Source organism: Streptomyces sp. NPDC031049 (assembly GCF_055571015.1).
This window is the reverse complement of sequence record NZ_JBVIGC010000016.1, coordinates 39,255-62,282: the sequence shown is the minus strand read 5'-3', so window position 1 is coordinate 62,282 and position 23,028 is coordinate 39,255. Positions and strand designations below refer to the sequence as shown.

The 23,028-nt window shown below is 70.8% G+C and carries 21 protein-coding genes; 11 read left to right on the top strand and 10 right to left on the bottom strand.

Going from position 1 to position 23,028, the window contains the following annotated elements; genetic code table 11:
- Positions 1–107: 107 nt before the first annotated feature.
- The 5 genes from glmU (at position 108) to ACZ45Q_RS25355 (ending at position 4,691) form a co-directional block, all read left to right on the top strand.
- Entirely contained in the window at positions 108–1,556 is a 1,449-nt protein-coding gene (glmU, locus tag ACZ45Q_RS25375; protein ID WP_468265339.1) for a bifunctional UDP-N-acetylglucosamine diphosphorylase/glucosamine-1-phosphate N-acetyltransferase GlmU, read from the top strand.
- Between the two features lie 110 nt (positions 1,557–1,666).
- Positions 1,667–2,641: a ribose-phosphate diphosphokinase gene (locus ACZ45Q_RS25370; protein WP_468265337.1), complete on the top strand. Its 975-nt coding sequence runs from the start codon at positions 1,667–1,669 to the stop codon at positions 2,639–2,641.
- Positions 2,642–2,861: 220 nt separating this feature from the next.
- Positions 2,862–3,464, top strand: coding sequence for a 50S ribosomal protein L25/general stress protein Ctc (locus ACZ45Q_RS25365; RefSeq protein WP_468265335.1), 603 nt, complete (start codon positions 2,862–2,864; stop codon positions 3,462–3,464).
- Positions 3,465–3,534: 70 nt separating this feature from the next.
- The gene (gene pth, locus ACZ45Q_RS25360) at positions 3,535–4,137 is read left to right on the top strand and encodes an aminoacyl-tRNA hydrolase (RefSeq protein ID WP_468265333.1); all 603 of its coding nucleotides are present in this window, start codon (positions 3,535–3,537) and stop codon (positions 4,135–4,137) included.
- A gap of 65 nt (positions 4,138–4,202) precedes the next feature.
- Positions 4,203–4,691, top strand: coding sequence for a hypothetical protein (locus tag ACZ45Q_RS25355; protein WP_468265331.1), 489 nt, complete (start codon positions 4,203–4,205; stop codon positions 4,689–4,691).
- A 69-nt stretch (positions 4,692–4,760) separates the two neighbouring features.
- Here ACZ45Q_RS25355 and ppc read toward each other — a convergent pair whose 3' ends face one another.
- Positions 4,761–7,496: a phosphoenolpyruvate carboxylase gene (ppc, locus tag ACZ45Q_RS25350; RefSeq protein ID WP_468265329.1), complete on the bottom strand. Its 2,736-nt coding sequence runs from the start codon at positions 7,494–7,496 to the stop codon at positions 4,761–4,763.
- A gap of 292 nt (positions 7,497–7,788) precedes the next feature.
- Here ppc and ACZ45Q_RS25345 point away from each other — a divergent pair, with 292 nt between their 5' ends.
- Both ACZ45Q_RS25345 and ACZ45Q_RS25340 read left to right on the top strand, forming a co-directional pair.
- A complete protein-coding gene (locus ACZ45Q_RS25345; protein WP_468265327.1) occupies positions 7,789–8,799 on the top strand; it encodes an acyl-CoA desaturase in 1,011 nt (336 codons plus the stop codon).
- Positions 8,796–9,473 (top strand): TetR/AcrR family transcriptional regulator, encoded by a 678-nt coding sequence (locus ACZ45Q_RS25340; RefSeq protein WP_468265325.1) that lies wholly within the window; start codon positions 8,796–8,798, stop codon positions 9,471–9,473. The genes ACZ45Q_RS25345 and ACZ45Q_RS25340 overlap by 4 nt, the downstream gene beginning before the upstream one ends.
- A 49-nt stretch (positions 9,474–9,522) precedes the next feature.
- Here ACZ45Q_RS25340 and ACZ45Q_RS25335 read toward each other — a convergent pair whose 3' ends face one another.
- Positions 9,523–10,347: a trans-aconitate 2-methyltransferase gene (locus tag ACZ45Q_RS25335; RefSeq protein WP_468265323.1), complete on the bottom strand. Its 825-nt coding sequence runs from the start codon at positions 10,345–10,347 to the stop codon at positions 9,523–9,525.
- A gap of 108 nt (positions 10,348–10,455) precedes the next feature.
- Here ACZ45Q_RS25335 and tamR point away from each other — a divergent pair, with 108 nt between their 5' ends.
- Positions 10,456–10,953 carry a MarR family transcriptional regulator TamR gene (tamR, locus tag ACZ45Q_RS25330; RefSeq protein ID WP_468265321.1) on the top strand — a complete coding sequence of 166 codons (498 nt, stop codon included), beginning with the start codon at positions 10,456–10,458 and terminating at the stop codon, positions 10,951–10,953.
- Here tamR and ACZ45Q_RS25325 read toward each other — a convergent pair.
- Positions 10,912–11,697, bottom strand: a complete 786-nt coding sequence (locus ACZ45Q_RS25325; protein WP_468265319.1) for a LuxR C-terminal-related transcriptional regulator — start codon at positions 11,695–11,697, stop codon at positions 10,912–10,914. The two genes, tamR and ACZ45Q_RS25325, sit on opposite strands and share 42 nt — an antisense overlap.
- 360 nt (positions 11,698–12,057) lie before the next feature.
- Between ACZ45Q_RS25325 and ACZ45Q_RS25320 the strand changes: the two genes are divergently transcribed.
- On the top strand, positions 12,058–12,501 hold the full coding sequence (locus ACZ45Q_RS25320) for a GNAT family N-acetyltransferase (protein ID WP_468265317.1): 444 nt from the start codon (positions 12,058–12,060) through the stop codon (positions 12,499–12,501).
- Positions 12,502–12,596: 95 nt separating this feature from the next.
- Here the strand turns inward: ACZ45Q_RS25320 and galK are convergent, their stop codons facing one another.
- Genes galK through galT form a run of 3 tightly spaced genes read right to left on the bottom strand, consistent with a single transcriptional unit; the run spans position 12,597 to position 15,809 of the window.
- On the bottom strand, positions 12,597–13,760 hold the full coding sequence (gene galK, locus ACZ45Q_RS25315; RefSeq protein WP_468265315.1) for a galactokinase: 1,164 nt from the start codon (positions 13,758–13,760) through the stop codon (positions 12,597–12,599).
- 28 nt (positions 13,761–13,788) lie between these two features.
- A complete protein-coding gene (gene galE / locus ACZ45Q_RS25310) occupies positions 13,789–14,751 on the bottom strand; it encodes a UDP-glucose 4-epimerase GalE (RefSeq protein ID WP_468265313.1) in 963 nt (320 codons plus the stop codon).
- Positions 14,751–15,809, bottom strand: coding sequence for a galactose-1-phosphate uridylyltransferase (gene galT / locus ACZ45Q_RS25305; RefSeq protein WP_468265311.1), 1,059 nt, complete (start codon positions 15,807–15,809; stop codon positions 14,751–14,753). The genes galE and galT overlap by 1 nt, the downstream gene beginning before the upstream one ends.
- A gap of 190 nt (positions 15,810–15,999) precedes the next feature.
- Here galT and ACZ45Q_RS25300 point away from each other — a divergent pair, with 190 nt between their 5' ends.
- Positions 16,000–17,679: a sodium:solute symporter family protein gene (locus ACZ45Q_RS25300; protein ID WP_468265309.1), complete on the top strand. Its 1,680-nt coding sequence runs from the start codon at positions 16,000–16,002 to the stop codon at positions 17,677–17,679.
- Between the two features lie 21 nt (positions 17,680–17,700).
- Positions 17,701–18,012 carry a hypothetical protein gene (locus ACZ45Q_RS25295; RefSeq protein ID WP_468265307.1) on the top strand — a complete coding sequence of 104 codons (312 nt, stop codon included), beginning with the start codon at positions 17,701–17,703 and terminating at the stop codon, positions 18,010–18,012.
- Positions 18,013–18,118: 106 nt separating this feature from the next.
- Here the strand turns inward: ACZ45Q_RS25295 and ACZ45Q_RS25290 are convergent, their stop codons facing one another.
- The 4 genes from ACZ45Q_RS25290 to ACZ45Q_RS25275 form a co-directional block, all read right to left on the bottom strand.
- The gene (locus ACZ45Q_RS25290) at positions 18,119–18,805 is read right to left on the bottom strand and encodes a helix-turn-helix transcriptional regulator (protein ID WP_468265305.1); all 687 of its coding nucleotides are present in this window, start codon (positions 18,803–18,805) and stop codon (positions 18,119–18,121) included.
- Positions 18,806–19,001: 196 nt separating this feature from the next.
- Positions 19,002–20,978 (bottom strand): outer membrane protein assembly factor BamB family protein, encoded by a 1,977-nt coding sequence (locus tag ACZ45Q_RS25285; protein ID WP_468265303.1) that lies wholly within the window; start codon positions 20,976–20,978, stop codon positions 19,002–19,004.
- Positions 20,975–21,127: a hypothetical protein gene (locus ACZ45Q_RS25280; protein ID WP_468265301.1), complete on the bottom strand. Its 153-nt coding sequence runs from the start codon at positions 21,125–21,127 to the stop codon at positions 20,975–20,977. Before ACZ45Q_RS25280 ends, ACZ45Q_RS25285 begins: the two co-directional genes overlap by 4 nt.
- Positions 21,124–22,902, bottom strand: a complete 1,779-nt coding sequence (locus tag ACZ45Q_RS25275) for an outer membrane protein assembly factor BamB family protein (RefSeq protein WP_468265299.1) — start codon at positions 22,900–22,902, stop codon at positions 21,124–21,126. Before ACZ45Q_RS25275 ends, ACZ45Q_RS25280 begins: the two co-directional genes overlap by 4 nt.
- Positions 22,903–23,028: the final 126 nt, after the last annotated feature.

The window sequence follows — 23,028 nt, the reverse complement described above, 5'->3', positions numbered from 1 at the left end:
GGTCCTGACCGGCGAACCCCGCCCGTCAGGACCCGCACCCATGCCCCCTGAAACCACCCCCGGTATCCTGCGGATGTCCAACCCCACCCACAGCCGAAGGGCATCCCGTGAGCGCCAACCGCCCGGCAGCCGTCGTCGTTCTCGCAGCGGGTGAGGGCACCCGTATGAAGTCGGCCACACCCAAGGTCCTGCACGAGATCTGTGGCCGTTCCCTGGTGGGTCATGTGCTCGCCGCCGCGGGTGAGCTGGACCCCGAGAACCTGGTCGTCGTCGTGGGGCACGCCCGAGAGAAGGTCGCCGCGCATCTCGCCGAGGTCGCGCCCGGTGTGCGCACCGCCGTGCAGGAGCAGCAGCTCGGTACCGGGCACGCCGTGCGGATGGCGCTTCAGGAGCTGGGCGGTGCCGTGGACGGGACCGTGGTGGTGGTGTGCGGGGACACGCCGTTGCTGACGGCCGGGACGCTGAAGGAGCTGTCGGCGACGCACGCGGCCGACGGGAACGCGGTGACGGTGCTGACGGCGGAGGTGCCGGACGCGACGGGTTACGGCCGGATCGTGCGTGACGGCGCCTCGGGTGCGGTGACGGCGATCGTGGAGCACAAGGACGCGTCGGAGTCGCAGCGGGCGATCCGGGAGATCAACTCGGGTGTGTTCGCGTTCGACGGCCGGCTGCTCGCGGATGCGCTGGGCAAGGTGCGCACGGACAACAGCCAGGGCGAGGAGTACCTGACGGACGTGCTGGGGATCCTGCGGGAGGCGGGGCACCGGGTGGGTGCGTCGGTCGCCGGTGACCACCGGGAGATCGCGGGGATCAACAACCGGGTGCAGCTGGCCGAGGCGCGCCGGATTCTCAACGACCGGCTGCTGACGCGGGCGATGCTGGCCGGTGTGACGGTGGTCGATCCGGCGACGACGTGGCTGGATGTGACGGTGACGTTCGAGCAGGACGTCACGGTCCACCCGGGGACGCAGCTGCACGGTTCGACGCATCTGGCCGAGGGCTGTGAGGTGGGCCCCCATTCCCGTGTGACGGACACGCGTGTGGGTGCCGGGGCCCGTCTCGACCACACGGTCGCGCAGGGTGCGGAGGTGGGTCCGCAGGCGAGTGTGGGGCCGTACGCGTATCTGCGGCCGGGGACGCGGCTGGGTCCGAAGGCCAAGATCGGCACGTACGTGGAGACGAAGAACGCCGCGATCGGGGAGGGCACGAAGGTGCCGCACCTGTCCTATGTGGGTGACGCGACGATCGGTGAGCACACGAACATCGGTGCCGCGAGTGTCTTCGTGAACTACGACGGTCAGGACAAGCACCACACGACGATCGGTTCGCACTGCCGCACGGGGGCGGACAACATGTTTGTGGCTCCCGTCACGGTCGGGGACGGTGTGTACACCGCCGCCGGCTCGGTGATCACGAAGGACGTGCCGCCGGGTTCGCTGGCCGTGGCCCGTGGTCAGCAGCGGAATATCGAGGGTTGGGTGGCTCGTAAGCGTCCCGGGAGCGCGGCGGCGAAGGCGGCCGAGGCGACGTCCCGGGAGTCGGACGGCGAAGGCTGACCGGAAACCGGTGCGCCTGAGTCGGCGTACCGTGATAAGTGCACATCCGCACCCCACTGGCTGGGACGTCCGCTCCGCACCAGCTGAGACACCTCTGAGGAGAAGTTGCTGTGACCGGGATCAAGACGACCGGCGAGAAGAAGATGATGTTCTTCTCCGGCCGCGCCCACCCCGAGCTTGCCGAGGAGGTCGCCCACGAGCTGGGTGTCGGGCTCGTCCCGACGAAGGCCTTCGACTTCGCCAACGGCGAGATCTATGTGCGTTATCAGGAGTCCGCGCGTGGTGCGGACTGCTTCCTGATCCAGAGCCACACGGCTCCGATCAACAAGTGGATCATGGAGCAGTTGATCATGATCGACGCTCTGAAGCGTGCGTCGGCCCGCTCCATCACGGTCATCGTGCCGTTCTACGGTTACGCGCGGCAGGACAAGAAGCACCGGGGGCGTGAACCGATTTCGGCGCGCCTGATCGCGGACCTGATGAAGACGGCCGGTGCCGACCGGATTCTGGCGGTGGATCTGCACACCGATCAGATCCAGGGTTTCTTCGACGGGCCGGTGGACCACTTGTTCGCGCTGCCGCTGCTGGCGGACTACGTGGGCGCGAAGGTGGACCGGGACAAGCTGACGGTGGTGTCTCCGGACGCGGGCCGGGTGCGGGTCGCGGACCGTTGGTGCGACCGGCTGGGTGCGCCGCTGGCGATCGTGCACAAGCGGCGTGACAAGGACGTGGCGAATCAGGTCACCGTGCACGAGGTCGTGGGTGACGTGAAGGGCCGGATCTGTGTTCTGGTCGATGACATGATCGACACGGGTGGCACGATCTGTGCGGCTGCGGACGCGCTGTTCGCGCATGGCGCGGAGGACGTCATCGTGACGGCGACGCACGGTGTGCTGTCGGGTCCGGCGGCGGATCGGCTGAAGAACTCGAAGGTGAGCGAGTTCGTGTTCACGAACACGCTGCCGACGCCGAACGAGCTGGAACTGGACAAGATCACGGTGCTGTCGATCGCGCCGACGATCGCGAGTGCGGTGCGTGAGGTGTTCGAGGACGGTTCGGTGACGAGCCTGTTCGACGAGCAGTGAGAGCTGCCTGTGCAGTAAGGGTTCTGCGCAGAGCCCGATGATCCTTTTGGGTGCGGCCTCCCCCTCCGAGTAGACTGCTGAAGTTGCTCGGCGAGGGAGGCCGTACTCGTCTTCGCAGGAAGACGCGTGTGCGGCGGTCCGTTATCGACGCGCTCTTCGTAGCAGGCCGTTCGTGGCCGGGTGACCACGTCCGTTTTCGATACCTCTACGAGGAGTGTTCATGTCCGAGGTGAAGATCTCCGCCGAGACGCGCACCGAGTTCGGCAAGGGTGCCGCGCGTCGTATCCGCCGCGCCGACAAGGTTCCGGGTGTGCTGTACGGGCACGGTTCGGACCCGCTGCACCTGACCTTCCCGGGTCACGACCTGCTGATGGCCCTGCGTACGCCGAACGTGCTGATCGCGCTGGACATCGACGGCAAGAGCAACGAGCTGGCCATCCCGAAGTCCGTGCAGCGTGACCCGCTGAAGGGTTTCCTGGAGCACGTGGACCTGCTGCTGGTCAAGCGTGGCGAGAAGGTCCAGGTCGAGGTTCCGGTGGTGGCCGAGGGCGAGCTGGCCCCGGGCGGCAACCTGCTGGAGCACGTGCTGGACGCGCTGCCGGTCGAGGCCGAGGCGACGCACATCCCCGAGCAGCTGACCGTGTCGGTGGAGGGCCTGGAGGCCGGTGCCTCGGTCCACGCCAAGGACATCACGCTGCCGAACGGTGTGACGCTGGCCGTGGAGGAGGACGCGGTGGTCCTCCAGGTGCTGGCCGCGCAGGCCGAGGAGGCTCCGGCCGAGGGTGAAGCGGGCGAGGGCGAAGAGGCTCCCGCCGAGGCCTGATCCTCGACGCTCGTCGGTTCGTCGGCCGCTGTTCCCGTGCGGGGCAGCGGCCGACGCGTATGAAGGAGACATGGACGTGACGACGGACGCGGCGGCGGTGTGGCTGATCGCCGGTCTGGGCAATCCCGGCCCGGGTTATGCGGGGAACCGGCACAACGTCGGTTTCATGGTGGTGGATCTGCTGGCGGAGCGGATCGGGGCGCGGTTCAAGCGGCACGGCAAGGCGCAGGCGCAGGTGGTGGAGGGCCGGATCGGTCCGCCGGGGCCGGGGAGCCGGCGGGTGGTGCTGGCGAAGCCGATGTCGTACATGAATCTGTCGGGTGGTCCGGTGACGGCGCTCAGGGACTTCTACAAGGTGCCGACGGCGCATGTGGTGGCGGTCCATGACGAGCTGGACATCGACTACGGGGTGCTGCGGCTGAAGCTGGGCGGCGGGGACAACGGTCACAACGGTCTGAAGTCGATGACGAAGGCGATGGGCCCGGGTTATCACCGGGTGCGTTTCGGGATCGGCCGGCCGCCGGGGCGGATGCCGGTGGCGGATTTCGTGCTGAAGGACTTCTCGTCGGCGGAGCGCAAGGAGCTGGACTATTTCGTGGACCGCGCGGCGGACGCGGTGGAGTCGCTGGTGGTGGAGGGGCTGGAGCGGGCGCAGAGTTCGTACAACTCCTGACTTGTCCTTTCCCCGGCACCCGGGCTGGTTGACCGAGCGCACAGGTATGGCCAAGGATCGCCGCCATGCCTTCTGCGGTCTCCTCCTCTCGGGCGTCGTACGCCGTGCTGCACTTCGGGCGGGTCGCGGCGATGGGCACGGTGGCGGCGCTCATCCTGATCGCCGGTGTGTGGGCGTCCTGGGGCACCGCGCAGCACGTGCTGCTGACCAAGGGGCGCGAACGCGGCACGGTGGAGGTGACGCGGTGCGGCGGGGGGATGTGCAGCGGACCGTACGCGCCGGTGTCGGCGGGGTCGCGGGCGCGCGAGAGGGCCGTGTTCGAGGACTCCGTCGCCGTCGCCGAGGGGCGGACGTACTCGGTGGTGGTGAAACCCGGCAGCGATCATGTGGTGCGTTCCGGTCCGGCCGGGGTGCTGTACGCGTGGGTTCCGCTGGGCGGCGCGCTGCTGCTGGCGTCGGTGGTGGTGGCGGGCGGGCTGCGCCGGACGCGGACGGCGTGGGTGCTGGCGGGGTCCGGGGTGGCGCTGCTGACGGCGGCGTACGTGGTGGTGTGACGGCGTGGGGAGGGCGACGCCCCCGTGCCCCGGGAAGGGCGCGGGGGCATCGTCGTGTGCGGCCGTGGGTCAGCCGGTGTTGCGCAGGCCCGCCGCCACGCCGTTGACGGTGAGCAGCAGGGCGCGGGCGAGCAGCGGGTCGGGGTCCTCGCCCGCGGCGGCGGCGTCGCGCTGGCGCTTGAGCAGGGCGACCTGGAGGTAGGAGATGGGGTCGAGGTAGGCGTCGCGGATGGTGAAGGTCTGCTTGAGCACGGGCTGCGCGTCGAGCAGTTCCTGCTCGCCGGTGACCTTCAGGACCTCGGCGACGGTCAGCTCGTGCTCGGCCTTGATGGTGTCGAACACGTGCTTGAGCTCGTCGGGGACGAGGGTGTCGACGTAGTGCTGGGCGATGCGCAGGTCGGTCTTGGCGAGGGTCATCTCGACGTTGGAGATGAAGTTCCGGAAGAAGTGCCACTGCTGGTGCATCTCGTCCAGGACCGTGTCGAGTCCGGCCTCGCGCAGTGCCTTGAGACCGGAGCCGACGCCGAACCAGCCGGGGACGATCTGCCGGGACTGGGTCCAGCCGAACACCCAGGGGATGGCGCGCAGGCCGTCGAGCGAGACGCCGGAGCCGGGGCGGCGGGAGGGCCGTGAGCCCAGGTGGAGGTCGGCGAGCTGGTCCACCGGTGTCGACGCGAGGAAGTACGTCGGCAGGTCGGGGTCCTCGACCAGGCGGCGGTAGGCGGCGTGGGCGGCGTCGGAGACGACGTCCATGGCGGCGTCCCAGCGGGCGAGGGCCTCGTCGGACTGGCGGGGGGCGGTGTGCAGGGCGGAGGCCTGGAGGGTGGCGGCGACGGTGAGTTCCAGGTTCTCCCGGGCGAGGGAGGGGATGAGGTACTTGTCGGAGATGACCTCGCCCTGTTCGGTGACCTTGATCTCGCCCTCCAGGGTGCCCCAGGGCTGGGCGAGGATGGCGTCGTGGGAGGGGCCGCCGCCGCGGCCGACGGTGCCGCCGCGGCCGTGGAAGAGGCGCAGGCGGACGCCGTAGCGGTGGGCGACGTCGCGCAGCCGGCGCTGGGCGCGGTGGATCTCCCACTGGCTGGTGGTGATGCCGCCGAACTTGGAGGAGTCGCTGTAGCCGAGCATGACCTCCTGGACGTCGCCGCGCAGGGCCACGAGCCGGCGGTAGGACGGGTCGGCGAGCATGTCCTCGAGGATGGTGTCGGCGGCCTTGAGCTCGTCGGTGGTCTCCAGCAGCGGCACGATGCCGATCTTGGCCCAGCCGGCGTGCAGGTCGATCAGGCCCGCCTCGCGGGCGAGGACGGCGGCGGCGAAGACGTCGTCGGCGCCCTGGCACATGGAGATGATGTACGACTCGATGACCTCGGGCCCGAAGACGTCCAGGGCGCGCTTGACGGTCTGGAAGACGCCGAGGGTCTTCTCACCGGCGGCGTCGACGGGCGCGGGGGTGGGGGCGAGCGGGCGGCGCGACCTGAGTTCCTTGGCGAGGAGCTTGGTGCGGTACTCGCGGGGCATGTCGGCGTAGCGCCAGGACTCCTCGCCGAGCCGGTCGAAGAGCTGGCCGAGGGCGTGGTGGTGGGCGTCGGCGTGTTCGCGGACGTCCATGGTGGCGAGCTGGAGGCCGAAGGCGGCCAGGGTGCGGATGGTGCGGGCGAGGCGGCCGTCGGCGAAGAGGCCGCCGCGGTGCTCGCGCAGGGAGGTCTGGACGATCCGCAGGTCGGCGAGGAGTTCGCTGGTGCCGAGGTAGTCGCGGCCGGGCTCGTGCGGGATGCCCTTGGCGAGGCGCTGCTTGGTGTTCTCCAGCTTCTGCCGGATGCAGGTGGCCTTGAGCCGGTAGGGCTCCTCGGCGTTGAGGCGCTTGTAGCGGGGGCTGATCTCGGGGAGGTTGTCGAGGTCGGCCTTGAGGGAGTCGAGCAGTTCCTCGGTGGCGCCGGTGTAGCGGATGGAGTTGGACAGGAAGCCGCGCAGCTCGTCGATCATCTCCAGGGCGTCGTTGATGCCGTGCTCGTGCTGGAGGATGAGGACGTCCCAGGTCACCTGGGGGGTGACGTTGGGGTTGCCGTCGCGGTCGCCGCCGATCCAGGTGCCGAAGGTGAGGGGGCGGGTGTCGTCGGGGAGCTTGACGCCGACCCGTTCCAGCTCGGCGGTGAGGTCCTCCAGGACGTCGCCGACGGCGCCCGCGTGCAGTTCGTCGAGGTAGTAGATGGCGTTGCGGGCCTCGTCGGCGGGCTCGGGGCGGACGACGCGCAGTTCGTCGGTCTGCCAGACGAGGTCGATGTTCTCGGCGAGGCGGGTGTCCAGCCGGCGCCGGTCGGAGTCGATGACCGGGGTCTCCAGGAGTGCGGCGATGCGCCGGAGCTTGTTCAGTACCGACCGGCGCGCGGCCTCGGTGGGGTGCGCCGTGAACACGGGGCGGACGTTGAGGTTGCCGACGGTGGCGCGCAGGTGCTCGGGGTCGGCGTCCTTGAGCCGGTCGGCGGTGCGGGAGAGCAGTCCGCCCTCGGCGGAGCGGCGGGCGCGCAGCTCGCGGCCGCGGTGGACCTGCTCGGTGACGTTGGCGAGGTGGAAGTAGGTGGAGAAGGCGCGGACCAGCTTGGCCGCGGTCTCCAGTTCGGTGCCGCGCAGCAGCTCGGCGGCGGCCTCGCCGTCCTCTCGGGTGAGGCGGCGGACCTTCTCGACGAGGTCCAGCAGCTCGGGGCCCTCCTGCCGGACGAGGGTCTCACCGAGGAGATCACCCAGTCGGCGGATGTCGGCTCGCAGCTCGGCGCTGGCCGTCGTGGTGGTCTGGTCGTCGGCACTGCTCACAGGTGCGGCTCCTTGCAGTGTTGAAGCTCGTCTGGGAGGGAACCCGGACGGCCGTCTCGGCGGCTGGCACCGCATACGGGCCGGACAGTCCGGGAAGAAAACTTCAGAGCGGACCGCGCTGTCCGACCGACTCCAGGATAGGTGTCGGCCGGGACGCGCAGGTTCGCGGGCTCTTGCCGCCGGGCGACGCACTGCCATACTTACGACGCCGTAGGTTACGGAACCGTAGGAAGCTGTGCGGGTTCCCGCAGCCCGGCATCGGCCTCAGACCTCGACCCCACAGGGGACGCGCATGACCTCAAGCTCCGATGTGATCGCAGACGCTCCGAAGGCGCCCGACGACATCTCCACCGATTCCGCGACGCTGGGCGGCGAGCAGAAGCGTTCGATCGAGCAGATCACGCTGCTGCTCTTCATCGCCGTTCCGTTCCTCGCGCTGCTCGCGGCCGTGCCGCTGGCGTGGGGATGGGGCGTGAGCTGGCTGGACCTCGGTCTGCTGGTGTTCTTCTACTTCCTGGGATGCCACGGGATCACCATCGGCTTCCACCGCCACTTCACGCACGGCTCCTTCAAGGCGAAGCGGCCCTTGAAGATCGCGCTGGCGATCGCGGGCTCGATGGCGGTCGAGGGGCCGCTGGTCCGCTGGGTCGCCGACCACCGCAAGCACCACAAGTTCTCCGACGCGGAGGGTGACCCGCACTCGCCGTGGCGGTACGGCGAGACGGTCCCGGCCCTGATGAAGGGCCTGTGGTGGGCGCACATCGGCTGGATGTTCGACGAGGAGCAGACCCCGCAGGAGAAGTACGCGCCCGACCTGGTCAAGGACCGGACGCTGCGCGCGATCTCCCGCCAGTTCGTGCTGTGGACGGTGGTGTCCCTGGCGCTGCCCGCGCTCATCGGCGGCCTGGTCACCATGTCGTGGTGGGGCGCGTTCACCGGCTTCTTCTGGGGTTCACTCGTCCGGGTGGCGCTGTTGCACCATGTGACCTGGTCGATCAACTCCATCTGCCACGCGGTGGGCAAGCGGCCGTTCAAGTCGCGGGACCGTTCGGGCAACGTGTGGTGGCTGGCGATCCTGTCGTGCGGGGAGTCCTGGCACAACCTGCACCACGCCGACCCGACCTCCGCGCGGCACGGTGTGGAGCGCGGCCAGCTGGACTCCTCGGCGCGGCTGATCCGCTGGTTCGAGCGGCTCGGCTGGGCGTACGACGTGCGGTGGCCGTCACGCTCGCGTATCGATTCCCGCCGCAGTACCGACGAGAACGGCGCCCGGCGCCGGAGGGAGACGGCGAAGGCGGCATGATTGACGCCGTGGCGACCGACTCCAGCAGCACCCCGAGCAATGACAAGCCGCGGCGCGTCCGTCGCACCCGGATGACCGGTGCCGAGCGCCGCCAGCAGTTGCTGGAGATCGGTCGCACCCTCTTCGCCGCGAAGGGGTTCGAGGGCACGTCGGTGGAGGAGATCGCGGCGAAGGCCGGGGTTTCCAAGCCGGTGGTGTACGAGCACTTCGGCGGCAAGGAGGGCCTGTACGCGGTGGTGGTGGACCGTGAGATGCGGCGGCTGCTGGACATGGTGACCAGCTCGCTGACCGCCGGCCACCCCCGCGAACTGTGCGAACAGGCGGCGTTCGCGCTGCTGGACTACATCGAGGAGTACACGGACGGGTTCCGCATCCTGGTCCGCGACTCCCCCATTCCCCAGTCCACGGGTTCCTTCGCCTCCCTCATCTCCGACATCGCCACCCAGGTGGAGGACATCCTGGGCCGCGAGTTCAAGAGCCGCGGCTTCGACCCGAAGCTGGCCCCGCTGTACGCCCAGGCCCTGGTCGGCATGGTCGCGCTGACCGGCCAGTGGTGGCTGGACGTGCGCAAGCCGAAGAAGGCGGAGGTCGCGGCCCACCTGGTCAATCTGGCCTGGCACGGCCTGGACGGGCTGGAGCCGAAGCCGCGGCTGATAGGACACCGCAAGAGTTAGGCGCGCACCGGGCCGCCTCACGGGCGGCGGTCCCTGCGGACAGCGGTCTCTACGGACGGCGGTCCCTGCGGGCGACGGCGAAGACGCGGCGGAACGGGAACGGGGTGCCCTGCGGGCCGGCCGGATAGGCGGCGCGCAGGGCTCTGCCGTACTCCGCGACGAAAGCGTCGCGCTCCTCGGGGTCGGCGTCGAGGGCCGCGAGGACGGGCCTGAGCCCGGTCCCCGCCACCCAGTCCAGGACCGGGTCCTCACCCGTCAGCAGGTGGACGTACGTCGTCTCCCACACGTCGGCGGTGCAGCCGAGGGCGGTGAGGTGGTCCAGGTAGGCCTCGGGGGTGAGGACGGCGTCGTCGTGGCGCAGGACGCCGTCGAGGCGGGAGCGCCATCGCGGACCGGCGGCCAGCTCGCGCATCAGGCGGTGGCTGGGGGCGTCGAAGTTGCCGGGGACCTGGAAGGCGAGGACGCCGCCGGGGGCGAGGGCCTCGGTCCAGCGGGGGAACAGGGCGGTGTGCCCCGGCACCCACTGGAGGGTGGCGTTGCTGACGATCAGGTCGTGGGGACCGTCCGGGGTCCAGGTGCGGACGTCGGCGCGGGCGAAGCGGAGGTGGCCGCCGCCCGGGGTCGGGCCGGCGTGCTCCGCGGCCCGGGAGAGCATCTCGGGGGAGTTGTCGTAGCCGGTGATGCGGGCGTCGGGCCAGCGGCCGGCGAGCAGGGCGGTGGCGTTGCCGGGGCCGCAGCCCAGGTCGGCGATGCGCGGCGGGGTGCGGGGCAGACCGGGAACGCGGGCCAGGAGGTCGGCGAAGGGGCGGGCGCGGTGCCCGGCGTGCCGCAGGTAGCGGTCGGGGCTCCAGGTGGGTGACGTGGCGGGGGGCATGGGTACTCCCGGGGCAGGCGACCGTCAGGGACCGGGTGCCCAGCATCGGCCCCCGGGTATCTCGACGTCAAGAGACTTCACGTCGACACAACCACTACACTGATCGCCATGGAGGACGAGGTCGATCGGCTGGTCGCAGCGTGGCGCCGGGAGCGCCCGGACCTCGACGTGGAACCGCTCGAGGTGCTCAGCCGGGTCAGCAGGCTGGCCCGGCACCTGGACCGCGCACGCCGGCTGGCCTTCTCCGAGCACCAGCTGGAGCCGTGGGAGTTCGACGTGCTGACGGCGCTGCGCCGCGCCGGCACCCCGTACCAGCTCTCGCCGGGGCAGCTGCTCACCCAGACCCTGGTCACCTCGGGCACGATGACCAACCGTATCGACCGCCTGGCCAAGAAGGGCCTGGTGGAGCGTCTGCCCGATCCCAGTGACCGGCGCGGCGTCCTGGTCCGTCTGACGGCCGAGGGCCGGGACCGCGCCGACCAGGCCCTGGCCGGGCTGCTGGACCAGGAGCGCGCGATCCTCGCGGAGCTCTCCCGCGCCCAGCGCGGCGAGCTGGCCGCCCTGCTACGCCAGCTGACCGCCCCGTTCGACAACATCCCCGGCTAGGGGCCGCTCCAGGTCGACCGGCCCCACCCCGGCCCGCCGGGCGAGGGCGACGGCGGCGAGGGTGGAGTGGACGCCGAGCTTGCCCAGCACGTTCTGCATGTGCGTCCGCACGGTGTGCGGGGACAGGTACAGGCGCTCGGCGACGGCCTTGCGCCCCAGCCCGGCGACCATGCAGCGCAGCACCTCCCGCTCGCGCGGCGTCAGCGACTCCACCAGCCGCTCGCTCTCGGTGCGGTGCTTGCGGGCCGCGGTCAGCTCGCGCAGGACGCCCGTCAGCAGCGCGGGCGGCAGATGGGTCTCGTCGCGCAGCACGCCCCGGATGACGGTGAGCAGCCGGGACAGCGAGCAGTCCTTGGCCACCCACCCGGACGCCCCGGCCTGAAGGGCCAGCGCGGCCCGCCGCGGATCGTCCTTCTCGGCGAGCACCACGATGCGGACCCCGGGCTGTGCGGACCGCACCCCCGTCACCAGCGACAGGCCGTCGACCAGCCCGTCCTCGCCGCCCTCCCGCACGGGCACCGGCGCGGCCGGCCGCCCGCCCGTCCCCTGGCCTCCCAGGTCGGCGTCGACGAGCAGCACGTCGAAGCGGCGCCCCTCGGCCGCCGCTCGCTCCAGGCAGCGCAGCGCGGCCGGACCGCTGCCTGCCGCGGAGACGTCGACGTCGGGCTCGGCGGCCAGGGCCGCGGCGAGCGACTCGGCGAAGATGCGGTGGTCGTCGACGACCAGCACTCGGATGCGAACCACGAAACCCCCTCACCCACGCTCCCGAGGAGCAGGGGACACCCATCGTCGAAGGACGACACCGGTACGGGCACGGCGCCCGAGGGCCCGTACCCACACCAGTGGATCTCGGATCTCGAACCTTGTACTCGACGGAACCTTGGATGGATCTTCGATCGGACCGTGAGCCCGGGCCGGGTCGCCGAAGCCGCACGGCCGCCGCCGTACGGAAACCGCCACCCCCACCGCGAGCGCCCTGCCCGACCGTCTCGCCCCCTGATCGGCACCGGCCCCCACCGGTGCTGTTCCTCAGAGTACGGACGAGCGCGGGCAGGGGAAGGTGATTTGCAGAACTTGCACACCACCGCGTTTAGGGTGAGCCGCATGTTTCGTCTTGTTACAGAAGTCGACAAAGCCCGTCGGGATCTGCTGCACACCCGTCTGCGGGAGACGAACACCGCGGCCTCCCCCGTCCTGCGCGCGCTGCGCGGAACCCCTCACGAACGCGAACGCCCGCTGCACGTGTGGGCCTTGGACGAGGCCGGCGCCCTGGCGGGCGGTCTGGTCGGCCACACCTGGACGGCCTGGCTGCACGTCACCTACCTGTGGGTCGACGCCGCCCATCGCGGCGCCGGTCTCGGCTCGGCCCTGCTGGCCCGGGCGGAGCGCACGGCCCGCGACGAACGCGACTGCCGGGCGGTCCGGTTGGAGACGTGGGACTTCCAGGCACCGGAGTTCTACCGCAAGCACGGGTACGAGGTGGTGTGCGTGATCCCGGACTATCCGCCCGGGATCACGGAGTACACGCTGACCAAGCGGCTGGCCTGACCGGACCGTGCCCGACGAGCGGCTCCCGGACCGAGCGGTGGCCCGGACCGAGCGGTGGGCCGACCGCCCGGCGCAGCCGCCGGTGGGCCCACCGCTCAGCGCAGCCGCCGCGCCCCCGCCGAAGGCACCGCCTCGAACACCCGCGGGGCCGTGAAGCGCGCCGCCGCGAAGGCCTCTTCGACCGCCTTCGTGACCGGCTCCACGTCGGCGGCCTCCACCAGCACGATCGCCGAGCCGCCGAAGCCGCCGCCCGTCATCCGGGCGCCGAGGGCGCCCGCGGCCAGGGACGTGTCGACGACCAGGTCCAGTTCCGGGCAGGAGATGCGGAAGTCGTCCCGCAGGGAGGCGTGGCCTTCCACCAGGACCGGCCCGATGGCACGCGTGTCACCGGACTCCAGCAGCGACACCACCCGTTCGACGCGCTCGTCCTCCGTCACCACGTGCCGGACCAGGCGGCGCACCTCCTCCTCGTCGCCCAGCCGCTCCAGCGCCGCGTCCAGCCCGTCGTAGGGGACGTCGCGCAGGGCGTCCACGCCCAGCAGGGCCGCGGCCTGCTCGCAGCCCGCGCGGCGCTTGCCGTACTCGCCCTCGCTGTGGGAGTGCTTGACCTGCGTGTCCACGACCAGCAGGCGCATGCCCTCGGCCGCCAGGTCGAAGGGGATCTGCCGCTGGGAGAGGTCGCGGGTGTCGAGGAACAGGGCGTGCCCGGCCTCGCAGCAGGCCGCGGCGGTCTGGTCCATGATGCCGACCGGGGCGCCGACGTAGACGTTCTCCGCGCGCTGGCACAGGCGGGCCAGCTGCCGGCCGCGCAGGCCCAGGCCGAACAGGTCGTTCAGCGCCAGGGCCACCACGACCTCCAGGGCCGCCGAGGAGGACAGGCCCGCGCCGGCCGGGACCGTCGAGGCCAGGTGGACGTCGGCGCCGGTCACCTCGTGGCCGGCCTCCCGCAGCGCCCAGACCACGCCCGCCGGGTACGCGGTCCAGGCCTTGTCCGAGCCCGGGGCGAGGTCCGCCACGCGCAGTTCCGTCACGCCGGCGTCGAGGTCCGCGGAATGCAGGCGCAGCACGCCGTCCTCCCGGCGCGACACCGCCGCCACCGCCGTGTGCGGCAGGGCGAACGGCATGACGAAGCCGTCGTTGTAGTCGGTGTGCTCGCCGATGAGGTTGACCCGGCCCGGGGCCGCCCACACCCCCTCGGGGCCGTGCCCGTAGAGCTCGCCGAACCGATCGGCGACCCGCTGTGCGACAGCCTCGCTCATGCCCTGCTCCCCTGACCTGTCCGTACGTCTACTTCGCGCGCCGCTGCGCGAACTCCCACGCGTCCGCGACGATCCCGGCGAGGTCCGCGCGGGAGGGACGCCAGCCCAGCTTCTCGCGGGCCGTGCCGGCCGAGGCCACCAGCACCGCCGGGTCGCCGCCCCGGCGCGGGGCCACCACCTCGGGGATCGGATGGCCCGTCACCCGGCGGACGGTCTCGACGACCTCGCGGACGGAGAAGCCGTTGCCGTTGCCGAGGTTGCAGATCAGGTGCTCGCCGGGGGTGGCCGCGTCCAGCGCCAGCAGATGGGCCTCGGCCAGGTCGGCGACGTGGATGTAGTCGCGCACGCAGGTGCCGTCCGGCGTCGGGTAGTCGTCGCCGTAGACCGAGATGGCGTCCCGGCGGCCCTGCGCCACCTGGAGGACCAGCGGGATCAGATGGGACTCCGGGTCGTGGCGCTCGCCGCAGTCGCCGTACGCGCCCGCGACGTTGAAGTACCTCAGCGACACCGCGCCGAGTCCGTGGGCGGCGGCCTCGCCGGTGATCATGTGGTCGACGGCGAGCTTGGAGGCGCCGTAGGGGTTGGTCGGCCGGGTCGGGGCCGACTCCGGGATGGGGACCTGGTCCGGTTCGCCGTAGGTCGCCGCCGTGGAGGAGAAGACCAGCCTGCGGACGCCGGCGGTGCGCATCGCCTCCAGCAGGGCCATGGTGCCGCCGACGTTGTTGTCCCAGTACTTCTCGGGCTTCACGACCGACTCGCCGACCTGGGAGAAGGCGGCGAAGTGCAGCACGGCGTCGTAGCCGGAGTCCAGCCACTTGGCGGCGTCGCGGATGTCGCCCTCGATGAAGGCGGCGCCGGCCGGGACGCCCTCCCGGAAGCCCGTCGAGAGGTTGTCGAGGACCGTGACCTCGTGGCCGGCCTCGAGCAGATGCGCCGCGACGACGCTGCCGACGTAGCCCGCGCCGCCCGTCACCAGATACTTCCCGCTCATCAACTCGCTACCTCTCGCAGTCGCTCGGCCGCGCGCTCCGGCGGCACGTCGTTGATGAACACGTTCATGCCGGACTCGGAGCCCGCGAGGAACTTCAGCTTGCCGGACGTGCGGCGGATCGTGAAAAGCTCGAGGTGGAGCGCGAAGTCGTCGCGCTCCACCCCGTCGAACTCCTCCAGCTGCCCGAACGGGGCCTGGTGCCAGGCCGCGATGTAGGGCGTCGGGGGCTCGTCGGTGCCGAAGATCCGGTCGAAGCGCTGCAAGAGTTCCAGATAGACCTGGGGGAACTCTGTGCGCGCCGCCTCGTCGAGCCCGAGCAGGTCCGGCACCCGCCGCTTGGGGTACAGGTGCACCTCGTACGGCCAGTGGGCGGCGTACGGCACGAAGGCCGCCCAGTGTTCACCCTCCAGGACGACACGCTCACCGGCCAGTTCCTCCTGGAGGACCGCGTCGAACAGGTTCTCCCCGCCGGTGGCCTCCTTGTGGGCGGCGAGTGAACGGAGCATCCGGGCGGTGCGCGGCGTGGTGAACGGGTAGGCGTAGATCTGCCCGTGCGGGTGACCCAGTGTCACACCGATCTCGGCGCCGCGGTTCTCGAAGCAGAACACCTGTTCAACGGAGGCCAGATGCGACAGCTCCGACGTGCGGTCCGTCCAGGCGTCGAGGACGAGCCGGGCCTGCTCCCGGCTCAGGTCGGCGAAGGAGGCGTCGTGGTCGGGGGTGAAGCAGACGACCTCGCAGCGGCCGGAGTCGCCGGCCAGCGAGGGGAAACGGTTCTCGAAGACCACGACGTCGTACGAGGAGTCGGGGACCTCGCTCAGCCGGTCGCCCTCGGACGGGCACAGCGGACACTCGTCGGCGGGCGGGTGGTAGGTGCGGCCCTGGCGGTGCGAGGCGACGGCGACCGCGTCGCCGAGCAGCGGGTCCGGGCGGATCTCGGACGTGGTGACCGTCCGCTCCAGCGGCCGGCGGTCCACCGCGTCGCGCACCGTGTCGTCCCGCAGGTCGTAGTAGATCAGCTCGCGACCGTCGGCCAGTCGGGTCGAGGTCTTCTTCACTGCCGGACTCCTCTGCGCCTCTGCCTGCACCCGCACCCAATCACCCAACACAATCAAACATAACACATCACAACCCACCAGCACGCCGATCATCACGATCAAACAAAGAACACCACCAGACGTGTTCAATTACTGAACACGGAGGCGTAGGTTCCGCTCCGGATCAGTTCGCGCAACGAAGCGAGTGCTTATGGAAACCCCCACAAACCTGGCTGCGGAGCTACGGCTCCCGACCAACTGGATCGACTATGTGATCCTCGGGATCTACTTCGTCGCCGTCCTCGGGATCGGCTTCGCCGCCCGCCGCTCGGTCAAGACCAGCCTGGACTTCTTCCTCTCCGGACGCTCCCTGCCCGCCTGGGTGACCGGCCTGGCGTTCATCGCCGCCAACCTGGGCGCCACCGAGATCCTCGGCATGGCCGCCAACAGCGCCCAGTACGGCGTCTACACCACGCACTGGTACTGGATCGGCGCCATCCCGGCGATGGTCTTCCTCGGCCTGGTGATGATGCCGTTCTACTACGGCAGCAGGGTCCGCTCGGTGCCGGAGTTCCTGCTCCTGCGCTTCGACAAGGCCGCACACCTGCTGAGTTCGATCCTGTTCGCCCTGGCCTCGATCCTCATCGCCGGAGTGAACCTCTACGCCCTCGCGATCGTCGTCGAGGCGCTGCTCGGCTGGCCGCAGTGGGTGGCCATCGTGGTCGCCGGCTTCTTCGTCCTGGCCTACATCACCCTCGGCGGTCTGTCCTCGGCGATCTACAACGAGGTCCTCCAGTTCTTCGTGATCATGGCCGCCCTGATCCCGATCACGGTCCTCGGCCTGCGGTCGGTCGGTGGCTGGGACGGCCTGTCCGACACCCTGACCGCGCAGCGCGGCGACAACTTCATGACCGCCTGGGGCGGCACCGGCATCGGCAGCGACAACCCGCTGGGCGCCAACTGGCTGACCATCGTCCTCGGACTCGGCTTCGTCCTCTCCTTCGGCTACTGGACGACGAACTTCGCCGAGGTGCAGCGCGCCCTGTCCGCGAAGAACCTCTCGGCGGCCCAGCGCACGCCGCTGATCGCCGCGTTCCCGAAGATCTTCATCGTGTTCCTGGTGATGATCCCGGGCCTGGTCGCCGCGGCGCTGATCCCGCAGTTCGGCACGCCGGGGTCCGGCTACCAGTACAACGACGCGATCCCCTACCTGATGCAGCAACTGCTGCCCAACGGTGTGCTGGGCATCGCGGTGACGGGTCTGCTCGCGGCCTTCATGGCGGGCATGGCGGCGAACATCTCCGCCTTCAACACGGTCTTCACCAACGACATCTGGGGCCGCTACGTGGCGCGGGGCCGCCAGGACGAGTACTACGTGAGGTTCGGCCGGCTGATCACCGCGCTCGGCGTCCTGGCGTCGATCGGCACGGCGTTCCTGGCGTCGTCCTTCTCCAACATCATGGCCTACCTCCAGACCCTGTTCTCCTTCTTCAACGTGCCGATGTTCGTGGTCTTCATCATCGGCATGTTCTGGAAGCGGGCGTCGATGAAGTCCGGCTTCTGGGGCCTGCTGGCGGGCACGACCGCGGCGATGGTCAACTACTTCGTCATCTACGAGCAGGGCATCATCGACATCCCCTCCGACCAGGGGGCCAACTTCGTCTCCGCGATCGCCGGGTTCGTCGCCGGTGCGGTCGTCATGGTCGGCGTGACCCTGTTCACCAGGCCGAAGCCGGAGTCGGAGCTTCAGGGCCTGGTCTACGGCACGCGCTCGCCCGGCATGGCGGAGCCGCCGGCCGTGGGCGACGACGCGTGGTACCGCAAGCCGGCGCTGCTCGGCTGGGGTGCGGTGATCCTGGCCGCCGCCTGCTACATCCCGTTCTCGTTCTGATCGCGGGAGAATAGAGGAAGCATGTCTGAGTTCTACTCCGAGAAGGACGTCCAGCGGGAGGTCTCCGAGCTGGAGACCAAGTCCGCGACGGCCGCGAAGCTGTTCGACATCCGCCGGATCATCGGCGGCCTGTTCGTGATCTACGGCGTGATCGTCACGATCGCCGGCTTCACGGCGTCCGACGCCGACATCGACAAGGCGGAGGGCGTGAACATCAACCTGTGGACCGGCCTGGGGATGCTGATCCTGGGCCTCCTGTTCCTCCTCTGGCTCAAACTGAGGCCCACGGCCCCACCGCCCCCGGCCCCGGTCCCGGAGGAACGGCAGGAGTAGCAAGGCTCCGAACAGCCCTGCACCTCCCCGACGCCCCGGCACCACCGGCACCACCGGCGCCGGGGCGTCGCCGGCCCGGCGCGGGGGCCGCCCACGACCCCGTGCCTCAGTCGGTGGGCTCGCGGCGGGCCGGGCCCGCGCGTTCCAGGAGGCCTGTTCGGGCGGCCAGGGCCGCTGCCTCCAGGCGGGAGCCGACGCCCAGTTTCATCAGGACCCGCTGGACGTGCGTGCGCGCCGTCGACGGTGCGATGCCCATGCCCGCCGCGATCAGCCGCGTGTCCTCGCCGTCGGCGACCCGGACCAGCACCTCGACCTCCCGCGGCGTCAGCATCTGCAACAGCCGCTGCCCCTCGTCGTCCGGCTGCGCGGCCGGGTTCAGCAGCTCCCCGAACGCCCCCTGCAACAGCCCCGGCGCCACCGCCGCCTCCCCCGCCCGCGCCTTCATGATCGCCCGCTCGACGCCCTCGATGCGCTCGTCGTGCCGCACGTACCCCGACGCCCCGGCCGCGAACGCCGCCGCGATGCCGCGCGGACTCGGCACCGGCCCCAGCACCAGCACCGCCACCTGCGGACGCTCCCGCTTGATCTTCACGACGGGATCGAAGATCCCCGGCTCGGCCGGCGCGGCCGTCCCCAGCAGGCACACCTCCGGCGCCCGGCTGATCACCAGGTCCGCCGCCCCCGCGGCCGGCGCCGCCGCTGCCAGCACCCGGTGCCCCCGCAGCTTCAGCGCCGAGGCCAGCGCCTCGGCGAGCAATCGGTGGTCGTCGACCACCATCAGCCGCACTCCCATCGAGCAACCCCCCAGTCCCCGATCCCTGATCCGCAATGCCCGGAAGCTACACGCTTGTTCGACCTCGCGCTTCCCCTACCGGTAAGAACTGCCCCGGATCGCCGAAGTTCCCCGCCGAACGCGCCACGGCCCCGTCCCTGCTCAGGGACGGGGCCGTGGCCACACTCACGGAACCGCACTCACGTGCCGTTCCCGGTCACCCGCTCGTACCGAACGCCACCGCCAGGTACTCCTTGTCACCCGTGCTGGACGGCTCGCTGGCGTACACCTGCGACATGTACAGCCGCCCGTTGGTGTACAGCAGCTCCGAGTACTCCGGCGACATGCTGGTCTCCACGTCGCGCACCTGCTCCGTGGCCGGGTTCTCCAGCAGCGTCGTCTGCTTGAACGAACCGCCGTCGATGCTCACGATCTGCCCGCCCTTGTCGTAGGGCGGGCGCTTGTACGCCAGCACGTTGCCGCCGTCCATCCGCAACGGAATGATCGTGTAGCCCTCGCCCGCATCGGCCCGCTGCCCGGTCTGCTTACCGGTGGCCAGGTCGAAGGCGACGACCTCGTTGGTCCGGCTGTAGCCCTCGCCGCTGCCCTCGTGCTCCTCGGTCGGGATGTACAGCCGGTCGTTGCCGACCGCGAGCCCCGTGCACTGCTCGACCTTGGAGATGTTGTCGCAGCGGGCGGCGAACTCCTCGCCCGGCGCGGAGATGCGCGCGCGCAGCTTGCCGGTCTTGTTGTCGATGGAGAAGAAGTCCGAGATGCCGCTGCCGTCCCCGGCGGAGTCGCCGACGTCGGCGGAGACCACCAGCGGGTCGGTCGACACGATGCCGGCGTACTCGATGCCCTTGGCCATCCTGTACTCCGAGATCACCTTCCCGGACTTCGGGTCGATGGTCTGGATGTGCAGCTCACGCGCGTCGTAGGACCCGCACTTGCGGACCGCGACCAGCTTCGCGCCACCGCCGTAGCCGGAGTCGTAGCAGGTGTCGGTCGGCTTCGGGCTCCACAGCTGGTCGCCGGAGTCGATGTCCCAGGCGACGCCGCCACTGGTGCTGCCGGCCGCCACCGTCTTGCCGCTGATCGTGACGTTGTCGAAGTTGATCGGCTGGTCACCGCTCTTGCCGGTCTTCGTCCACACCTTCTTGCCGGTGTCGAGGTCGATGACGGCGACCTGGCTGCACCCGTGGTGGGTCTTGGCCTTGGTCGGCATGTCCGGCTGGTAGACGACGACCGTCTTGTTGTCGTCGGTGATGTGATCGGTCGCCGTGCACACCGGTCCGTCCAGCGGCAGCTTCCACACCTGGCTGCCCTTCGCCGCGTCGTAGCCGACGATCTCGGCGACGCCGCTCTTGGCGTACACCTTGTCGGTGAGCCACGAGCCGGAGACGATGACGCTCCTGAGGTCCTTGCTCACCTCGGGTGCCGGGACCTGGAAGAGCACCTTGGCGGAGGGGTCGGACGGCGCCTTCTCCTTGCCGCCGGGGGCGTTGCCGCCGCCCTCGCCGTTCTTCTCCTCGCCCTCGCCCTCGCCCGAGTTCGCGCTGTTGTTCTTGTCGTCGTCCTTGCCGCCGGTGGAACTGGCGTACCAGACGCCACCGCCGATGATCAGGGCGATCGCGACGACGGCCGACACGATGATGGCGACCTGCGCGTTGATCTTCCGCCCGCCGCCGCCCGGCCCGGGCTGCGGCGGCATCGGCACCGTGGCCTGCGGATAGCCGTACCCGGGCCCGGGCGGCTGCTGGCCGTACGGGGCCGGCGGCGTGGGGTACCCGCCCGCACCGGGCTGCGGCGTGCCGTACGCGCCCGGCTGCGGGGTGCCGTAGCCACCCGGTTGCGGCTGCCCCGGGTAGCCGTACCCCGGCTGCGGAGCCGGCGGCGTCTGCGGGTAGCCGTACCCGGGCTGCGGGGCCCCGGCCGGCGGGGCGGGCGGCCCCGGGGGAGTCGCCGGCGCACCCTGCGGAGCCGACGGGGGCTGCGCGCCCTGCGGCGGCTGCGGGGCCTGCGGCGGCTGCTGAGCCGGCGGGGTCTGCGGGTAGCCGTATCCCGGTTCGGGGGACTTGGAGAGGTCCGGGCCGCTCTCCGGCGACGCCGGCTGTTGCGGCGGCTGGTCCTGGGGCGGTCCGAAACCTCCTCCCTGCGGCGGCTGGTTGGGCGGCGGGGGCGGCTGCTGGGTCATGGCGTGAGTACCTCGGGGACGAGCTCGGAGCGGGACTCGGAGCGCTGCTCGGAGCGGGACTCCGAGCGGGACTCGGAGTGCTGCTGGGAGCGTTGCTCGGAGCGGGGCTCGGAGAAGGAGCGGACGGACGGGAGGGGTGCGTGCCTCACTTGCCGTAGGCCAGCATCAACTTCTCCTTCGCGTCGTCGTTGCCGGTCAGCCGGGTCTGCGCGATGTAGAACCGCCCGTCGACCCACGCGATGTCCGAGGAGAAGAAGCTGTTCTCGATCTTCGCGGCGCCCTGCGGGTTCTGCAGCAGCTTCACCGGCTCGTGGCTGCCGCCGCCGGTCGCGATGGACACGACCTGGCCGCCGGAGTCGTAGGAGGGCCGCACGTAGGCGATGAGCTTGCCGTTCTCCACCTGCATCGGCACCATCGACTCCTCCACCGGCGACTTCACGCGCCACTTCTCCTTGCCGTCGGAGAGGCCGATCGCGACGATCTCGTTGGCGCCGGTGGTCGCCTTGGTGGGCAGGTAGAGCGTGTTGTCGTCGACGGCGACGCCCTGGCAGCCCTGGAGGTCGCGGTCGAGGATGGCCCAGCCGCACTCGGGGGCGAAGTCCTCGTCGACACCGACCTGCGCGGTGACCTTGCCGCCGGAGAACGTGGAGATGTTCCAGACGTCCTTGTCCTCGTTGGTGGCGTACACGACCAGCGGGTCGACGGAGTAGGCCCGGCCGATCCGCCAGCCCTTCTCGTACTTGTACGTCCACTGGACCTTGCCGGTCTTCGGGTCCAGCCCCTGCATCTCGTCGTGCGCGTTGTCGCCGCCGGCGCCGCAGGAGGCGACCTGGATCAGCTTGCCGTCGCCGCCGGCGAACCCGGCGGGGAAGCAGGCGTCGCCGTACCGCTTCTTGTCGTAGAGCTTCTTGCCGCTGGTGACGTCGTACGCCGTGCCGGACTGGGAGCGGCCCACCATCAGGACGTCGTCGACGACCGTCATCTCGATGGAGAGGGTGGAGTCGAACAGCTCGCCGTCCGCGACCTCCTGCTTCCAGCCCTGCTTGCCGGTGGCGAGGTCGATCTCCTGGAGCTGGTTGCACTCGGCGCGGTCGCTGGAGCCGCTCATGTACGCGACGACGATCTTGTCGTCGGCCGTCTTCTCGGGAGTGACCGCGCAGATCTTCTGCGGGAAGGCGATGGGCTCCCAGGTGGGCTTGCCGTCGGCGACGTCGAAGGCGAACAGCTGCTTGTACGCCGCCTTCACCGCCGTCTTGTCGGTGATCCACATGCCGGCGGCGTCGGCACCCGAACCGGGCGCGTCGGGCGCCTCCTTGTACCAGAGCACCTTGGCCTCGCCGGCCTGCCGGCCCTCGTTGAGGTTGTCCGGGTCCTCACCGCCGGCGCCGTCGCCGTCGCCGGGGTTGACCGGGGCCTCACCGGAGCCGGACGGCTTCGCGTCGTCGCTCTGCTGGGCGACGGGCTTGCCGTCCTTCTCGTCGTCACCGCCGGAGACCGCCCACACGGTGCCGCCGATGACGATCAGCGCCGCGACGGCCGCGCCGATGACGATGGCGGGCTTGCCCTTGAACCAGCTGCCCGAGCCGGAGCCGGGCGGCGGGGTGCCGGGCGCGCCGGGGAACTGGGGCTGCGGATAGCCGTAGCCGGGCTGCTGGCCGTAGGGACCGGGCTGCTGGGGCTGGCCGTACGGGCCGGACGTGTAGGGGCCGGGCTGCTGGGGCGCGCCGTAGGGGCCCGGCTGCTGCGGATACCCGTACCCCGGCTGCGGTGCCCCGGACGGCGGGCCCTGCGGAGGCGGCGGTGTGCCCGGCGCGCCCTGCGGGGGCGGTGGGGTCTGCGGTGCTCCGAAGCCGCCCTGCGGCGGCGGATCCTGTGGTGCTCCGAAGCCGCCGGACTGCGGCGGCTGGTTGGGCGGCTGAGTCATCAGCGCGTTCCCCCTTACTCACTGATTTTTAGCCACGCCCCGAGATACGGTCGGTTCCGGAGAGGATCCGGACGGTGACAGGCGCGGTGCTCTGCGGGCCCTTTCTATCACCCGGCACCAACGCCC

What these genes read in the sequence shown, in the direction of transcription:
- ACZ45Q_RS25365 (WP_468265335.1), top strand. Translation starts at nt 2,862, where the DNA reads ATGTCCGAGGTGAAGATCTCCGCCGAGACGCGCACCGAGTTCGGCAAG.
- pth (WP_468265333.1), top strand. Translation starts at nt 3,535, where the DNA reads ATGGACGTGACGACGGACGCGGCGGCGGTGTGGCTGATCGCCGGTCTG.
- ACZ45Q_RS25355 (WP_468265331.1), top strand. Translation starts at nt 4,203, where the DNA reads ATGCCTTCTGCGGTCTCCTCCTCTCGGGCGTCGTACGCCGTGCTGCAC.
- ACZ45Q_RS25345 (WP_468265327.1), top strand. Translation starts at nt 7,789, where the DNA reads ATGACCTCAAGCTCCGATGTGATCGCAGACGCTCCGAAGGCGCCCGAC.
- ACZ45Q_RS25340 (WP_468265325.1), top strand. Translation starts at nt 8,796, where the DNA reads ATGATTGACGCCGTGGCGACCGACTCCAGCAGCACCCCGAGCAATGAC.
- ACZ45Q_RS25335 (WP_468265323.1), bottom strand. Translation starts at nt 10,347, where the DNA reads ATGCCCCCCGCCACGTCACCCACCTGGAGCCCCGACCGCTACCTGCGG.
- tamR (WP_468265321.1), top strand. Translation starts at nt 10,456, where the DNA reads ATGGAGGACGAGGTCGATCGGCTGGTCGCAGCGTGGCGCCGGGAGCGC.
- ACZ45Q_RS25320 (WP_468265317.1), top strand. Translation starts at nt 12,058, where the DNA reads ATGTTTCGTCTTGTTACAGAAGTCGACAAAGCCCGTCGGGATCTGCTG.
- galK (WP_468265315.1), bottom strand. Translation starts at nt 13,760, where the DNA reads ATGAGCGAGGCTGTCGCACAGCGGGTCGCCGATCGGTTCGGCGAGCTC.
- galE (WP_468265313.1), bottom strand. Translation starts at nt 14,751, where the DNA reads ATGAGCGGGAAGTATCTGGTGACGGGCGGCGCGGGCTACGTCGGCAGC.
- ACZ45Q_RS25300 (WP_468265309.1), top strand. Translation starts at nt 16,000, where the DNA reads ATGGAAACCCCCACAAACCTGGCTGCGGAGCTACGGCTCCCGACCAAC.
- ACZ45Q_RS25295 (WP_468265307.1), top strand. Translation starts at nt 17,701, where the DNA reads ATGTCTGAGTTCTACTCCGAGAAGGACGTCCAGCGGGAGGTCTCCGAG.
- ACZ45Q_RS25290 (WP_468265305.1), bottom strand. Translation starts at nt 18,805, where the DNA reads ATGGGAGTGCGGCTGATGGTGGTCGACGACCACCGATTGCTCGCCGAG.
- ACZ45Q_RS25285 (WP_468265303.1), bottom strand. Translation starts at nt 20,978, where the DNA reads ATGACCCAGCAGCCGCCCCCGCCGCCCAACCAGCCGCCGCAGGGAGGA.
- ACZ45Q_RS25275 (WP_468265299.1), bottom strand. Translation starts at nt 22,902, where the DNA reads ATGACTCAGCCGCCCAACCAGCCGCCGCAGTCCGGCGGCTTCGGAGCA.